The organism is Xanthomonas sp. NCPPB 3583 (genome assembly GCF_041475715.2).
Taxonomy (GTDB): Bacteria; Pseudomonadota; Gammaproteobacteria; order Xanthomonadales; family Xanthomonadaceae; genus Xanthomonas; species Xanthomonas euvesicatoria.
Window position 1 is genome coordinate 2,425,035 of the sequence record NZ_CM191263.1, and the last position, 15,740, is coordinate 2,440,774.

The 15,740-nt window shown below is 66.7% G+C and carries 10 protein-coding genes and 1 pseudogene; 8 read left to right on the plus strand and 3 right to left on the minus strand.

The features are described from left to right. Position 1: 1 nt before the first annotated feature. Positions 2-1,318, plus strand: coding sequence for a type IVB secretion system protein IcmH/DotU (gene icmH, locus ACCQ07_RS10620; RefSeq protein WP_372364088.1), 1,317 nt, complete (start codon positions 2-4; stop codon positions 1,316-1,318). A gap of 3 nt (positions 1,319-1,321) precedes the next feature. Next, positions 1,322-4,084: pseudogene (gene tssM, locus ACCQ07_RS10625) on the plus strand (type VI secretion system membrane subunit TssM); the annotation flags it as partial. An 80-nt stretch (positions 4,085-4,164) separates the two neighbouring features. Here tssM and ACCQ07_RS10630 read toward each other — a convergent pair. Genes ACCQ07_RS10630 through ACCQ07_RS10640 form a run of 3 tightly spaced genes read right to left on the minus strand, consistent with a single transcriptional unit; the run spans position 4,165 to position 8,864 of the window. Next, positions 4,165-7,158: a Tn3 family transposase gene (locus tag ACCQ07_RS10630; protein WP_074053038.1), complete on the minus strand. Its 2,994-nt coding sequence runs from the start codon at positions 7,156-7,158 to the stop codon at positions 4,165-4,167. Positions 7,159-7,182: 24 nt separating this feature from the next. Continuing rightward, positions 7,183-8,454 (minus strand): site-specific integrase, encoded by a 1,272-nt coding sequence (locus tag ACCQ07_RS10635; protein ID WP_074053037.1) that lies wholly within the window; start codon positions 8,452-8,454, stop codon positions 7,183-7,185. Beyond that, entirely contained in the window at positions 8,451-8,864 is a 414-nt protein-coding gene (locus ACCQ07_RS10640; protein WP_014159616.1) for a MerR family transcriptional regulator, read from the minus strand. Before ACCQ07_RS10640 ends, ACCQ07_RS10635 begins: the two co-directional genes overlap by 4 nt. A 105-nt stretch (positions 8,865-8,969) precedes the next feature. Between ACCQ07_RS10640 and ACCQ07_RS10645 the strand changes: the two genes are divergently transcribed. The 6 genes from ACCQ07_RS10645 to ACCQ07_RS10670 all read left to right on the plus strand — a co-directional run bounded on the left by ACCQ07_RS10645 (position 8,970) and on the right by ACCQ07_RS10670 (position 15,729). Then, positions 8,970-9,587 carry a cation efflux transmembrane domain-containing protein gene (locus ACCQ07_RS10645; RefSeq protein ID WP_014159617.1) on the plus strand — a complete coding sequence of 206 codons (618 nt, stop codon included), beginning with the start codon at positions 8,970-8,972 and terminating at the stop codon, positions 9,585-9,587. Next, positions 9,584-9,940: a hypothetical protein gene (locus ACCQ07_RS10650; RefSeq protein ID WP_032961113.1), complete on the plus strand. Its 357-nt coding sequence runs from the start codon at positions 9,584-9,586 to the stop codon at positions 9,938-9,940. Before ACCQ07_RS10645 ends, ACCQ07_RS10650 begins: the two co-directional genes overlap by 4 nt. A gap of 86 nt (positions 9,941-10,026) precedes the next feature. Continuing rightward, on the plus strand, positions 10,027-11,304 hold the full coding sequence (locus ACCQ07_RS10655) for a TolC family protein (protein WP_184579099.1): 1,278 nt from the start codon (positions 10,027-10,029) through the stop codon (positions 11,302-11,304). Further along, entirely contained in the window at positions 11,301-12,248 is a 948-nt protein-coding gene (locus ACCQ07_RS10660; RefSeq protein ID WP_074053035.1) for an efflux RND transporter periplasmic adaptor subunit, read from the plus strand. Before ACCQ07_RS10655 ends, ACCQ07_RS10660 begins: the two co-directional genes overlap by 4 nt. An 8-nt stretch (positions 12,249-12,256) precedes the next feature. Continuing rightward, positions 12,257-15,454 (plus strand): efflux RND transporter permease subunit, encoded by a 3,198-nt coding sequence (locus ACCQ07_RS10665; protein ID WP_032961120.1) that lies wholly within the window; start codon positions 12,257-12,259, stop codon positions 15,452-15,454. After that, positions 15,451-15,729 (plus strand): hypothetical protein, encoded by a 279-nt coding sequence (locus ACCQ07_RS10670; RefSeq protein ID WP_032961123.1) that lies wholly within the window; start codon positions 15,451-15,453, stop codon positions 15,727-15,729. The genes ACCQ07_RS10665 and ACCQ07_RS10670 overlap by 4 nt, the downstream gene beginning before the upstream one ends. The last annotated feature ends 11 nt before the right edge of the window (positions 15,730-15,740 follow it).

Genomic DNA, 15,740 nt, shown 5'->3' on the forward strand with positions numbered 1-15,740 from the left:
GATGAGCAATACGGTCGACCAACACGACGACGATGCCACCGTGGTCCGCAGCGCGACGCCGGCGCCGCGGGCCGCTGCCGCCACGCCGGCTCGCCAGGCGACGACGCGCACCGTGCCACCGCCCGACCTGGATGCCGCAATGCGTGCGGCGCCGGGCGCGATGCAGGGCAACGCGGTGGTGCGCGCCGCCACGCCGCTGCTGTTGCTGGCGGTGCAGTTGCGACACTCCACGCAGACGCCGGACATCGCCACCTTGCGCGAACACTGCAGCACGCGCCTGCAGCGCTTCGAGCAGGAGCTGCGGCAACAGGGCATCGACGACAAGACCGGCATCGCCGCGCGCTATGTGCTGTGCACGCTGCTGGACGAAGCCGTGCTGGCCGCGCCGTGGGGCGAGGGCAGCGGCTGGTCGCAGCGCACCTTGCTGGTGACCTTCCACGGCGAGACCTATGGCGGCGCCAAGGTCTTCGACCTGCTCGATCGGCTGGCGCGCGATCCGGCGCGGCACCTGGACCTGCTGGAGCTGCTGTATCTGGCCTTGGCGCTCGGCTTTGGCGGTCGCTATCGGGTGGAACAGGGCGGGCGCGCGCGGCTGGCCGATCGCCAGGCCGAGCTGTACCAACTCATCCAGCGCCAGCGCCTGCCGGCGCCCGCCGAGCTGTCGCCCAACTGGCAAGGCGCGCAGGCACCGTTGCTGCGCAATACGGCGGCCACGCCGCTGTGGATCGCGACGCTGGCCTCGCTGTGCATCGTGCTGCTGGCGTTCGTGTGGTTGCATGCGCGCCTCAATGCGCTGACCGCGCCGATCAGCGCGCAGCTGGCGCGCATCGGCCTGGAGCGGGTGACGTTGCCGATCCCGGCGGCGGCCACACCCGCAACCAGCGCAGCGCTTGCACCGCTGCTGGCCGCCGAGCAACGCGCAGGGTGGCTGACCGTCCAGACCGAGGGCGATGGTCGCAGCACGGTGCGGCTGGCCAGTGCGTCCATGTTCCCCAGCGGGAGCGCGGAGTTGGATGCCGATCAGACCCGCCTGCTCGAACGCGTTGCTGCGGCGCTGGAACAGCTGCCGGGGCGGGTGGTGGTGGTGGGACATACCGACGACCAACCGGTGCGCTCGCTGCGCTTCAAGGACAACTTCGCCTTGTCGGCGCGCCGCGCCCAGAGCGTGGGCGCCGTGTTGGCGGCCGGCTTGCGCGACCCGCGCCGCGTCCAGACCAGCGGCGCGGGCGATTCCCAGCCCATTGCGTTACCGCCGCAGCTGCCCGGCAACCGTGCGCGCAATCGGCGCGTCGAAATCCTGTTGATTCCCGAGACCTGACCCATGCGCCTTGTGCTTGATTTCCTGCGCACCCGCTACGTCGCCAGTGCTGCCGTCCTCGCTTTATTGGCCATGCTCGTCTGGGTCGGCGGCCCCTATCTCAGCGTGGGCCGCATGCAGCCGCTGGCCAGCGTGAGCGGCCGCCTGCTGGCCGTGGCCGTGCTGCTGCTGGTGTGGGCGGGGTGGCGCTACCTGCGTTGGCGCCACGACAACGCCAAGCAGCAGCGCATGGCCGGCGAACTGGTCGGGCAGGGCGCCAGCGCCGAGGACGCCAGCGGCAACGACAGCCGCGCACGTGCAGCGCAGGAACAGGTCCGCCTGCGTGCGCGTTTTGCCGAGGCGATGGCGGTGCTGCGGCGGCGCCGTCGCAACGGTCCCGGCCTGCATGTGCTGCCCTGGTATCTGCTGATCGGCGCGCCCGGTTCCGGTAAGAGCACCTTGCTGCAGTCTTCGGGCCTGGAGTTTCCACTCAAGGAACATGGCAACCACGCCGCGCTGGAAGGGGTTGGCGGTACGCGCAACTGCGATTGGTGGTTCGCCGACCAGGCAGTGTTCCTCGACAGCGCCGGGCGCTATACCACCCAGGATTCGGACGCCATCGCCGATGCCGGTGCCTGGCACGGCTTTCTGGACCTGCTGCGGCGGCACCGCCGGCAGCCGTTGAATGGCGTCATCGTGACCGTGAGCGTGACCGAGTTGCTGGAGCTCGATGGCGATGCCGGTCTGTCGCATGCGCGCGCGGTGCGTCATCGGCTGGACGAACTGGTCGACAAACTGCGCGCCCGCGTGCCGGTCTACCTGGTCGTGACCAAATGCGACCTGGTGTCGGGCTTTGCCGAGTTCTTCGCCGATCTGGATGCCGCCGGACGCGCGCAGGTGTGGGGAGTGTCGTTCCCACAGGCGCAGGCCGCCGGTGACACCGATCCGTTGACGCCGCTCCCCACCGAGCTCGAACGCCTGCTGGAGCGGATCGATCAGCGCGTGCTGGAGCGCCTGCATCGGGCGCGCGATGCACGCGAGCGTGCCGCGGTGCTGTCCTTTCCACAGCAGTTGCGGCTGCTGCAACCGGCGCTGATGGAGTTCGTGCAGACCGCGTTCGGCCGCCATGGCTATGCCGGCCAGCCGTGGCTGCGTGGTGTCTATCTGAGTTCGGGGACGCAGCAAGGCCATCCGATCGACCGCGTCATCTCGGCAGTGGCGCGACACTTCGGCGTCGCCGCTGCCGGCCTGCCGCCCGCTGTCAGCGCGCCACGCAGTTACTTCCTGCCACGCTTGCTCAACGACGTCGTCTTCGCCGAGGCGGGCCTGGCCGGCAGCCAACCCGGCAGCGCGCAGCGCCGTCGGTTGCTGCAGCTGGCCTGCTGGGCCGTGCTGACCGCCACCACCCTGGGCGTGCTGTCGGGCATGGCCGGCAGTTACGCCCGCAACGTGCAACTGATCGGGCAGGTGCGCGATGCGCTCGACGCCTATCCTGCCGGCGCGCTGCCTGCCGATGCCGGCGAGGCCGCCTTCTATGCCAAGGCCTTGCAGCGTTTCGACGCGCTGGCGCGCGCGCGCGATGTGGCACTGCCACCGGGTCAGTCGATCCCGTGGTCGCGACGCTTCGGTCTGCACCAGGGCAGCGCTTTGGCGCGCGATGTGCAGGACGCCTATCTGCGCGACCTCAATGGCGCGTTGCTGCCGGCATTGGCGCAATCGCTGCGACGCAAGCTGGAGCAGGCCAGCAACGATCCGCAACGCTTGTATCCGCTGCTGAAGGGCTACCTGATGCTGGGCGACCCGGCGCGCCGCGACGTCCTGCATCTGGCCACGCTGGCAGGCACGGTCTGGCGGCAGATATTTCCCGACGATGCGTCGGTGCGTGCGGGATTGAACCGGCATCTGCGCGCCCTGCTGGGTCCGGTGGACGGTGCCCGCGCGCTCGCGCTGGATCGGCAGCAGATCGAGCAGACACGGGCGAGCCTGCGAACCGCCGAACTGCCGGCATTGGTCTACGGTGGCCTCAAGCTGACGCAACCCGGCGTCGATGCCGGCCAGGCGCCACGCCTGGATCGCCGCCTGGGCCTGTTGGGCGATGTCTTCGAACGCCGCAGTGGCCTGCCGTTGTCTGCGCCATTGCCGCCGCTGTTTACCCGCCAGGCGTTCCAGGCACAGACCGGTGGCGGCATCGCGCGTGGTGTGCAGCAGTTCCTCGCCGACGATTGGGTACTGGGCACGGCACCGCTGGACCCGCTGGCGCGTTCGCAGCTGGAGCGCCAGGTATTGGCGCTGTATCAGCGCGATTACATCGCTGCCTGGGACAGCCTGCTGGCCGACCTGGTGCTGCGGCCGGTCACCCAGACCGGGCAGGCGAGTGCGGTGGCTGCCAAGCTGGGCGGGCCGGCATCGCCGTTGAAGGCGTTACTGGTGTTGCTGCGCGAACACACCCACGCACTGGGGCGCACGCCACCGGCCAAGGGCGGTGCGGGTGCTGCAGCGGGTGGAGAGAGCACCGCCGCGGCCGAGCCCGATGTGGCGGCCGACCCGATCGAACGCCATTTCGACCCGCTCAACCGCTTGCTCGATGGCGGCCCAGGCGCCAGCGCGCTGGACGAAACCCTGGCTGCGCTGACCCAGATGAGCCGTACGCTGTTGGGCGCTGCTGCCGGCGTTGCCGCCGACCAGAACGATCCGGCGTTGCTGATCGCCGCGCAACAGGCCGAACAATTGCCGCCGCCGCTGGGAAACTGGATGGCGACCCTATCCGGCCGGAGGGTCGGCAGGGAATCATTACGTCCTGGGCCAAAAACCGCCTAAGCGACTGAAGCGCAAGCTGATTGCTCATCTCCCCGGTGGGTTCTCCCCGTCTATGGGGTCTGTTCAAGAACCTTGGCTGTGTAGCTCAGCGGCGCCACTTCCCTTTCAAGATCCAGGTGGTAATCGCCAAAGCGATTGATGTGGCTGGTCCGATAAGGCGACAAACCGGCCAGGATCTCGGGCGTCAGTTCGATCCCCTCCTTCCGCATCTCAGCCAACGTCCGGCTCATGCCCTCCACGTTGTGGAGAATGATCATGTTCGCCACCAACTGGCTGTACTTGATGATCTTGCGCTGTTCGTGTTGGACGTTCTCAGCAATGATCCCTTGGCTGCCAAAGAACACCCACTTCACGAAGCCGTTGTATTCCTCGCTCTTGTTGGTCGCGGCATTGATCGTTTTGCGGATCTCGTTGTCATCAATGTAGCGCAGCAAGAACAGCGTTCTAACGGCCTTGCCTAGCTCCCGGAATGCGAAGTACAGCTTGTTCTTCCGGCTGTAGGTGCCCAGCCGACGCAGGATCGAGGACGCGGTGATCTTGCCCAGTCGGATTGAGATGACCACCCGCAGCATGTCGTGAAGATGGGTGGCGATCAGTTGCCAGTCAATGCTGTCTCCGAACAGTGCCTGGATGTTCTTGTAGGCCCTTCCCGGCTCCGGCCAGAAGAATGTCAGGTCCTTGATGTTTCGGATCCTGGGCATCAGTTGGATCCCCAGCATGTGGGCCAAGCCGAAGACCGGATAGCTTTGGGCCTGCGTGTCGCCATGGACAATCTCAGGCTGGATGTCGGAAGTGTTGGCCAACAGGCCGTCCAGGATGTAGATGCCCTCGTGCACGCCACAAGGAATGAAGTGGCTGAACAGCGCCACGTATTTGTCGGACACGTGGTAGTAGCCGATGCCGCCATAGCCACCGTAGCGGATGTGGTACTCCGACAGGAGGTTGTCTTCGTAGACGCTCCACTTGGTGCCATCTGCTGATGCGCTCTTCCCGCTGCCCCAATAGCCCGGCAGGTCGAATTTATTGTAGGTATTGATGACCTCTACGATGGCCTTTTCAAGCACATCTTCGGTCACGTATTTGAGATTGAGCCAAGCGACCTGGCGCCGGCTGAAGCCCTTGATCGACCGCGCCGTCTGCGTCGGGCCCAGGTTGCAGCCATAGCAAAAAAGCGTGGTGATCACGCGCCGAGGAAGATCTTCAACCTGGCTCTCGGTGCCGGCGATCGGACGGAAGAAGCGGTGCAGATCCAGCCATTGGCTGGCATCGATCAGAACATCGACGATGCTGGACTCGGGCAGCCGTTCAGTGATGAGGCCGTCCACGGTAGCAATTGCACTGGAGACTTCGGCGCGTTGCCCCTTCCGCAATACCAGACGTCCTTCCAGGATGTCCGCATGCACGTTCTCCGGGAAACGCGCGTCGACCTCATCGGCCAGGGCGGTCAGTTGTGTGCGCAACCCAGCCACGAAAGTCGCGGCGTCGGTGGGCAGGCCTGACACCTGCCCATAGGCTTCCAGTTCCTGGGCCAAGGTGGCTTCATCGACCAGCTGCTCGCGGTAGTCGTCAAAACGCTCGCTGCTGGGAATGAAGAGATCTCCGGACTTCAGCTCGTCTTTGACCTGCACCAGCACGGCCAGCTCGAAGTACTTGCGGTGCATCCAGCCTGCGCCTGCCGCACTGGCCCGCTTGCCAAACACGTGCTGACGCCAGAGCTTGGACATCCAATCGAAGTCCTTTTCCGGGTCCAAACCGAGGGAAGCCACCTCGATCAGCTCACGGCGTTGGTTGCGCAGCGACAGCACCGCTGCGATCAACGGCTCCATTCCAGCATCGTGGCTGGTCGCCCGCAAGTTCATCAGCTCCAGCCCGTTGAACAGTAGCGGCCTGATCGCGCCGTAGGGTTGCAGCATGAAAGGCAGGTAGTTTTTCCCAGCGTAGGCCATATGTTCTTCGCATTCGGCCAGCAAGGTCGACACTTCCGCTTCCAGGCTGTTGTCGATCGCGTCCACGCGCTGGCTATCGCTACCATCGAGCTGATAGGCCTGCAGGATCTCTTTGAGCTGGCCGATGAGGAAGTCGGCCCGTTTGGCGTGTTCGAGCTGATACGCCAGTAGCTTCTGTTGCGCGGTGTTTTCCAATCCACGCACCTGCTTGATGAACAACTCGGCCGCATCGTCCAATGTCTTGGCATGCTGGGCGCGGATGAAGATGGTGGCCAGCGTATAGCGCTTGTCCGCAGCCAATTCGGCCAACTCACTGGCGTCATAGGCCCGCGCCATTGCACGGAATTGCTTGAGCTTGGGGACCGGTACATCGATGGGAGGCAGCTGCTCAGCCAACTGCTGCAGCATGCGGGTGTGCTGCAGATAGAACCGGACCTCCTTGTTGGTCGGGCGGCCAGGCTCGCGCTTGAGCGAGTGCCAGCCGGTGAACCTGGACCCTTCCGGTGCGCGCAGCAGTTCATCAATGAGCGTGCGCGTGGCAGGCGTCAGTGCATGGCTGATGCTGCGGTAGTACCCCAAATTGACCCGCTCGCGGGCACCGATGGCGGCCAGCTCCAGGGTGCGGAAGCCAGGCAGTTCGTAGCGATGGTGCACCAGCTCTTCAAGCAGGACGTTCACGATGTCTGGGATGGTGTGCTTGGTCTGGGCTGCGGCGGTGGCCACCGTATCCAGCCAAGCCAGCCCCGACTTGTCCAATGGACGTACCCCAATGAACTGCCGAAGTTGTGGCATATGCCGGCGCTTGCTGCCGGAGACGTCATAGCGTTCGAGCTGGTCGGAGGCCAGCACGCGGCCGAGACGTGCGGCCTTGGCGATGTGCTGCCGGATCCGCTCAGGCACCTCCGCCAACAGCGTGAAGTAGCCTAAGCGTTGGAAGAGCTTGAGATGGATCAGTACCGCCAGCTGCGGACCCGGCTGGGCAGTCAGCTGCTTGGCAAAGGCGATTTCAGCTGCGGTAGGGGTATAGACCTCCTCCAGTTCCTTGGCGGTGGGATCAGGCTTCAGTCGCGGGTAGGCGGTCTCGTGAAGGGTAGCCATTAGATCCGGAGGTTGTGAGGGGAATCAGTCCCAGTGCCGGCCGTCGTCTGTACTGAGTGACGCTTCCAGGAAACACTGGTGCGTATCGGCCATGCGGTGCATGTCATCGAGCAACGTGGCCAGGATTTCATCCAGATCCCGGTCGGGATCGGTGGGAACAGTCAACCGGTACTCGCTGCTGGCGGTGTTCAGGCGCATAGCCTTGAACGGGGCCAAGCAGATCTCTTCGATCCGACCCCGGGCTCTGGCCGCGCCGCGGCCGGCGCGGGCAAACGGGGTCAGCACCAGGCGTAGGCGCAGCTGCAGGGCAGATTTGCCCTCGGGCGCCGGCAGCACCATCGTCGGAGCTGGCGCGGTTGGGCTGGGCAGGCTCGCTTCAATGCGATCCCGGGCGAACGGGTCACGCCCGTCCAGGTAACGCATGGCCGAGTGCACATCGCGCCAGCCCACGTACTCCATCAGCGCCTTCATATCCCAGCCTTGGTCGTTGGCCCAGCTGGCAAACCCGCGGCGCAGCGAGTGGCTGCTGTGGAGCCCAGCATCGGCAAACCCGGCACTGGCCAGCAACTCGCGCAGCAAGCGCACCAAACTGTTGGGATGGAGGCCTTCGGCGCTTATCTGGCCCCACTGGTTGACCGCTCGAAACACCGGCCCTTCTTGCACGCCAGCCGCCTGCAGCCACGTCTGGGTCGCCTCCACCGGACACAGCCGCGACAACGCTGGCACTTTGTAGGTGACGCCGGCGGCCTGCCTATCGCCCTTGCTGCGCGGCAGGAAGCAGGTCATCCCCTGTCCCGGCACCAGCGTGAGATGGGCCACTTCCAGCCGCAGCAGTTCATCGCCGCGAAAGCCACGCCAGAATCCGAGCAGCACCAGCGCTCGGTCCCGTTGGTGGCGAAGCGCTGCCGCTCCATCGCCCCGGGCATGCGCCGCAGCGATCGCTGCAGCCAACCAGTCATCGAGCTCGACCAGCCGCCGAATCTGGAGCGGCGCGGCTTGCTTGACCTGGCCCGGGTGCAGGGTCTGGATGCCTTTGAGCACCTTGCGCACCAGCGGCGACCGGGTCGGGTCGACAAAGCCGTGGTCGCGGTGCCAAGAGGCAATGGCGGCCAGCCGGTGGCGAAGGGTGCTGGTGGCCAGGGTCTGCGCATACGCGGCCAGGTAGCGGGCCACGCTGTCCGGTGTCGCTGGGAGGTGTCCTTGCCACTCGACTTCAAAGTGCCGCAGCGCCGACGCATAGCTGCGCACCGTGTTCTGGCGCGTGGCCGCATCGAGGTAGCGGTCCAGTTCGGTCACTGGCGCGTGGCCTCCACCGAGGCCGGCTGCCGCAGCGTTGACAGGATGGTGCATTCAGCCCGCTGCCCGCCGTGGCAACTGGCAATCACCCGTTCCAGCTCGCTGGCCATGCGCTGCAGGTCGGCCATGCGCGCCCGCACGTCGGTCAGATGGCTGCGGGCCAGCCGATCCACGTCCCCGCACGAAAGCTCTTCATCGCCCGCCAACTGCAGCAGGCTGCGGACCTCCTCCAGGCTGAAGCCCAGGTCCCGGCCGCGCGCAATGAAGCGCAGTCGCTCGATGTCGGCCGGGCCATAGACCCGGTAGCCATTGCCCGAGCGCCCCGGGCGCGGCAGCAGGCCGATCCGCTCGTAATAGCGGATGGTCTCCAGATGGCACCCACTGGCGTCGGCAGCCTCACTGATTTTCATTCGTAGTGCGCTTGACTCCGTAGTAGCTACGGACTTTACCCTCACCGGCTGTGCCATGCCAGCGGTCCGCCTGGGCCTGGCTTCCCTGCGACTGGAGATGTTCCGATGAGTGATTGCGGCTGCCACCACGAGGCCAAGAACGCGCAGGAGCGGCGCGTGCTCTGGATCGCCCTTGCCCTGAATGCGGCGATGGCCGTGATCGGCGGCATCGCCGGCTGGGTTGCCCATTCCACAGGCCTATTGGCCGACGCGCTGGACATGCTGTCTGACGCCACCGCCTACGCCATTGGCCTGGTCGCCATCGGGCGCACGGCCCGCTTCAAGGCGAACGCAGCCTGGGTCAGCGGCAGCGTATTGCTGGTGCTGGGCGTGGGTGTGCTGGTGGAGGTCGGCCGTCGCGTGATGTACGGCGCCGAGCCGGTCAGTGGCTGGATGATCGGCACGGCGCTGCTGTCGCTGGTGGTCAATATGACCGTACTGCGCATGCTGGCGCCGCTGAAGTCCGGCGAAGTGCATCTGCGGGCGACCTGGTTGTTCACCCGCGCCGATGTGGTGGCCAATGTTGGGGTGATCCTGGCCGGCCTGTTGGTGTGGTGGTTGGCTAGCCCCTACCCGGATTTCGTGATCGGCGCCCTGATCGGTCTGTATGTGATCAAGGAAGCCTTCGAGATTCTCGGTGATGCCCGCCGGGCACGTGCCGACGCGCGCAAGACACCTGCATGATCGCCCTTGGCCGGCTGCGGACGGGCCTACGCTGGCTGCTGCTGGCGCAGCTGGCGGTGGGTTTGCTGGTCCAGCCGGTCTTAGGTCTGGCGAGCGAACTGCACGTTCACATCCATCCGACCATTGCCGCCCATGGGCCGGCAGTGGCCGCACCGGCACCTGAGCGCGGCATCGGCGCCGCCTTGCACCGCCTTCAGCAGCTGGCGTTGTGCTGCAGCCAGGCCGCGCAGCCCCCTGAGATCCTGCTGACCGTTGCGGACATCGGCCGGCATTTGCCGGTGATGCAAGTCAACACGTTCCCGTATCCGCACGAGCAGCCGGTCGCGCCGTTCCGGCCTCCGATCGCAGGATGATCTCCGCCGGCAGCGCCGGCCTAGCGACCTGCTGCTGTGCGCGGTGGTGATCGTTTGTTGATGTCGAAACCCTTCGGAGTACTTCCATGCATGTGCGATTGGCGGCCTTGGCCGCATGGCTGCTGCTGACTGCGGCGACAACGCCGGCGGCAGCGGCCGAACTGATGACCTTGGACGACGCGTTCGCGCGCGTGGCCCAAACCCACCCCGAGCTGCGCTTGGTCGATGCGCGGGCCACCGTGCTCGCTGCCGAGCGCGACCAGGCGGTGCAGCGCCCACCGTGGACGCTCGGTGCCGAGGTCGAAAATGCGTTGGGCACTGGCGCGGCACGTGGATTGGACAGCGCCGAGTTGACCTTGAGCCTGAGCTCGGTGCTGGAGCGCGGCGGCAAGCTCGACGCCCGCCGTACCTTGGCCCAAAGCCGGATTGATGCACTGGCCGTGCAGCGCGAGACCGGGCGGCTGGACCTGCTCGCCGAGACAGCGCAGCGCTATTTGGCGGTTGTCGGTGCCGACCGGCAACGCGGCCTGACGGACACGGATGTTGGCCAGCGCCAGCGAACCGTGGCCGCCGCCCGACAGCGCCTGCAGGCCGGCGCTTCACCCGAATCGGTGCTGCTCACCGCGCAGGCAGCGCTGGCGCGGGCCGAGCTGACGCGTGATCGGGCCGTGCAACAGCGACTGGCCGCCCGTCAGCATCTGGCCGCGCTGTGGGGCGAACGTACTCCCACCTTCGAGGTGATCCCGGCCGATCCGATGGCCCTGCCGGCGATCGCCTCCATGCAGACGCTGGCCGATGAGCTGGAGCGGACGCCGGAACTGGCGCAGTTTGCCAACGCTCGACGGATCGCGCAGGCACGACTGCAGCTGGCGCATTCAGCGGCCTCACCGGACCTGTCCTGGCAGCTCGGTGTGCGCCGCCTGCAGGAGTCCGACGACACCGCGCTGGTGGCCAGCCTGTCCATGCCGCTGGGCAGCCGCAGCCGCGCGCAGCCAGAGATCCGCGCCGGCGAAGCCGAGCTGGAGGTCCTGACGATCGAGCGCGAGGCCAAGGGCCTGTCGCTGTATTCCACGCTGGTCGAGGCCCATGGCCGCTACACCGTGGCGCAGGCCGAGGTGGCGCGCCTGCATAGCGACGTACTGCCGAAGCTGGCCCGGGCTGAGCAGGCTGCCGAGCGCGCCTATCGCGCCGGCGCCATCAGCTACCTGGAATGGGCACAGTTGCAGTCCGAACGTACGGCCATGGCCCAGCAGCAGCTGGACGTGGCCTTGGATGCGCAGCGCGCCCTGATCGAAATTCAACGACTGACCGGCCAGGCGCTTGTAACGCCGCCGGCGGCCGCTTCACTTGGAGATAGCCGATGAGCCGTTTTTCCTGGACCGCACTGGGCATGGCCCTGTTGCTGACCGCCTGCAATGCGTCCGACCCCAGCGAAGGCTCCGAGGGCGGCGCCGCGGCTGAGGGCGAAGAACACGGCGAGCACGAGGAAGCGCCGCTGGAAACCAAGATTGCCGCCAAGGCGGCGGAGGCGGCGGGAATCCAGGTCGCGCCGGCAGGCCCCGGTGAGATTGCTGACGAGCATGAGGTGCAAGGGCTGCTCACCCCCATCGATGGGCGCATCGCCCAGGTCACTGCACGCTTCCCCGGACCGGTCCGCTCTGTGCGAGCCGGCGTTGGTGATCAGGTACGGGCCGGCCAGGCACTGGCCACGGTAGAGAGCAATCTAAGCCTGACCACCTATACCGTCACCGCGCCGATCAGTGGCGTGGTCATGGCGCGTACGGCCGCCGTGGGCATGGCGGCGGCTGAGGGCGCGCCACTGTTCGAGGTCGCCGACCTGTCCACGCTGTGGGTGGACCTGCACATCTTCGGCGCCGACGTCCAGCACATCGGTGCGGGCGTGCCGGTGACGGTCACCCGCTTGAGCGATGGCGTCACCGCGCAGACCACCTTGGAGCGCGTCCTGCCCGGCACCGCCACCGCCAGCCAAAGCACCATTGCGCGCGCCACCGTGGCCAACACCGATGGCCTGTGGCGGCCCGGTTCGGCGGTCAAGGCGCGGGTCACCGTGGATCGCCAATCGGCGGCGCTGGTGGTGCCGATCACCGCGCTGCAGACCGCAGAAGACCAGGACGTGGTCTACGTGCAGCAGGGAGAGACCTACCACACCCGGCCAGTCAAGCTGGGGCGCCGCGACGCTGAGCGCGCCGAAGTGCTGGAAGGGCTCAAGGCCGGTGAACAGGTGGTGGTGGCCCAGAGCTTCCTGATCAAGGCCGACATCGAAAAGTCCACCGTGGAAGAAGAATGAGGCCCGCCATGCTCGAACGCCTCATTGGGCTGTCCATCCGCCACCGCTGGCTGACGCTGGTGCTCACCGCTGCGCTGATTGCGCTGGGTGTGTGGAGCTACCGTCACCTCTCCATCGACGCCACACCGGACATCACCAACGTCCAGGTCCAGATCAACACCCAGGCCCCGGGTTACTCCCCGCTGGAGGCCGAACAACGGGTGACCTTCGCCATCGAAACGGCCATGGCCGGCCTGCCCAAGCTGGACTACAGCCGCTCCCTGTCACGCTACGGGCTCTCCCAGGTCACTGTCGTATTCAAGGACGGCACCGACCTGTACTTTGCCCGCCAACAGGTCGCCGAGCGCCTGCAGCAGATCGCCTCCCAACTGCCCGACGGGTTGGATCCGGAGATGGGCCCCATCTCCACCGGCCTGGGCGAGATCTTCATGTACACCGTGGAGGCCGAGCCCAATGCCCGCAAGCCCGACGGCACCCCGTACACGGCCACGGACCTGCGCACCCTGCAGGATTGGGTGATCCGGCCGCAGCTGCGCACCACGCCCGGCGTCACCGAGGTCAACACCATCGGCGGCTTTGAGCGGCAGATCCACATCACCCCGGATCCGGCCCAGCTGGTGGCGCTGGGATTCACGTTGAACGACGTAGTCGCCGCGGTCATGCGCAACAACCAGAACATCGGCGCCGGCTACATCGAACGCAACGGCCAGCAGTTCCTGGTGCGCGTGCCCGGCCAGTTGGCCAATCTGGAGGCGATCGGCAACATCGTGCTGGACCGGCGCGATGGCGTGCCCATTCGGGTGCGCGATGTCGCAAGCGTCGGCGAAGGCAAGGAGCTGCGCACGGGCGCGGCCACCCAGAATGGCCATGAGGTCGTGGTCGGTACCGCCTTCATGCTGTTTGGCGCCAACAGCCGGGAGGTCTCCCAGGCGGCCGCGGCCAAGCTGGCCGCCGCCAACGCCAGCTTGCCCCCGGGCGTGCATGCCAAAGCCGTGTATGACCGCACCGCGCTGGTGGACCGCACCATCAATACCGTGTCCAAGAACCTGATCGAGGGCGCGCTGCTGGTCGTGGTGGTGCTGTTCCTGCTGCTGGGCAATGTGCGCGCTTCGCTGATCACCGCCGCAGTGATTCCGCTGGCGATGCTGTTCACCATCATCGGCATGGTCCGTGGCGGCGTGTCGGGCAACCTGATGAGCCTGGGCGCACTGGACTTCGGCCTGATCGTGGACGGGGCGGTGATCATCATCGAGAACTGTCTGCGCCGATTCGGGGAGGCGCAGCACGCGCTGGGCCGCCAGCTCAACGATGAGGAGCGTTTTGACCTGACCGCCTCGGCCACCGCTGAGGTGATCCGTCCCAGCCTGTTCGGTCTGGGCATCATCGCGGCGGTCTACCTGCCGATCTTTGCGCTGTCGGGGGTGGAAGGGAAAATGTTCCACCCGATGGCCATCACCGTGGTGCTGGCCCTGACCGGTGCCATGGTGCTGTCGCTGACCTTCGTGCCGGCGGCGATCGCCACCTTCCTGCGCGGTCGTGTGGCTGAGCACGACAACCGCCTGATGCGCTGGTCACGCGCTCGCTACACGCCGCTGCTGGATTGGGCGCTGCGCCGGCGGGTTGTGGTGCTGACCGGCGCGGCCGTGCTGGTGGTGGGGTGTGGCGTGTTGGCCACCCGCCTGGGCTCGGAGTTCGTGCCGAGCCTGGATGAAGGCGACATCACTTTGCAGCCCATGCGTATCCCCGGCACCAGCCTGGAGCAGTCGGTGGCCATGCAGGAAACCCTGGAGAAGCGCTTGGCCCAGTTCCCGGAAGTGGCCAACATCTTCTCCAAGATCGGCACCGCCGAGGTGGCCACCGACCCGATGCCGCCGTCGATGGCCGACACCTTCCTGATGCTCAAGCCCCGCGACCAGTGGCCCGACCCGCGCAAGCCCAAGGCCGAGCTGGTAGAAGAGCTGGAGGCAGCGGCCAAGGAAATTCCGGGCAGCAATTACGAGTTCACCCAGCCTATCCAGATGCGCACGAACGAGCTGATCTCCGGCGTCCGCTCTGACGTTGCGGTCAAGGTCTACGGTGACAACCTCGACCAGCTGACCCGTCTGGCCAGCCGGGTCGAGCGGATCATGCGCAGCGTCCCCGGCGCCGAGGATGTCAAGGCCGAGCAGGTCACCGGCCTGCCGCTGCTGACCATCACACCAGATCCGGCGGCATTGGCTCGGTATGGCCTGAACCCGGGCGACGTGCAAGAAACGGTGGCCACCGCCATTGGGGGCAGTGTCGCCGGCCAGTTGATCGAGGGCGACCGCCGCTTCGACCTGGTCGTGCGCCTGCCCGAATCGCAGCGCCAAGACCCGGCTGTGCTGGCAGATCTGCCCATTCCACTGCCGGAAAGCGCCAGCGTGGACGAGTCCAGCCGCCTGGCCACCGGCGCCAATGGTGGGCCTCGTACGGTGCCGCTGCGGGAAGTGGCGAAGATCCAGGTGGAGCGCGGGCCCAATCAGATCAACCGCGAGAATGGCAAGCGGCGGGTGGTGATCACCGCCAACGTGCGCGAGCGCGATCTGGGCGGGTTCGTCGGCGAGTTGCGCACGCGCATCGGCCAGGATGTGAGGCTTCCGGAGGGCTACTGGATCGACTACGGCGGCACCTTCGAGCAGCTGATCTCGGCCAGCCAACGCCTGGGGGTGGTGGTTCCGGTGACACTGGCATTGATCTTCGCCCTGCTGTTCATGGCCTTCGGCTCGGCCAAGGATGCGGCCATCGTGTTCAGTGGCGTTCCACTGGCGCTGACGGGCGGGGTGCTGGCGCTGGCCCTGCGGGGGATTCCGCTGTCGATCTCCGCCGGCGTGGGCTTCATCGCGCTGTCGGGCGTGGCTGTGCTCAACGGGCTGGTCATGATCGCCTTCATCCGCCGCCTGCGCGAACAGGGCGATGCTCTGGACGACGCTGTCCGGGACGGCGCCCTTGGACGCCTGCGCCCGGTGCTGATGACCGCCCTGGTGGCCTCGCTCGGGTTCCTGCCCATGGCCTTGAATATCGGTGCCGGCTCGGAGGTGCAACGGCCGCTGGCCACCGTGGTCATCGGCGGCATCGTCTCATCCACCGCATTGACCTTGCTGGTGCTGCCGGTGCTCTATCGTTGGCTGCATCGCGACCGAACTCCCCGCGCCGGTGGCAGCGCCTTGGAGTCTTCGACACCATGAACGAGATCAACCTGGAACAGGTGCGTGCGGCGATGTTTACCGACCCCGGCGTGAAGGCGGTCGATGACCTGCGCCTAGTCCCCGCCAAAGAGCATGGCCGCGCGATCGCGGCCACCATCACGGTCGCTGCGCCCTCGGTCGACCTGGACCTGGTGCACGCGGTGACCGCCCGCGTGCTGGCTGACCAATTCGGCATCGATCAGGTCATGCTTTGCTTCAACGACCCGGGACCGGTGCCGCCGCCACCCACCGCGGCACCCTTGAAGAAGATGTGATCACTGCCGGC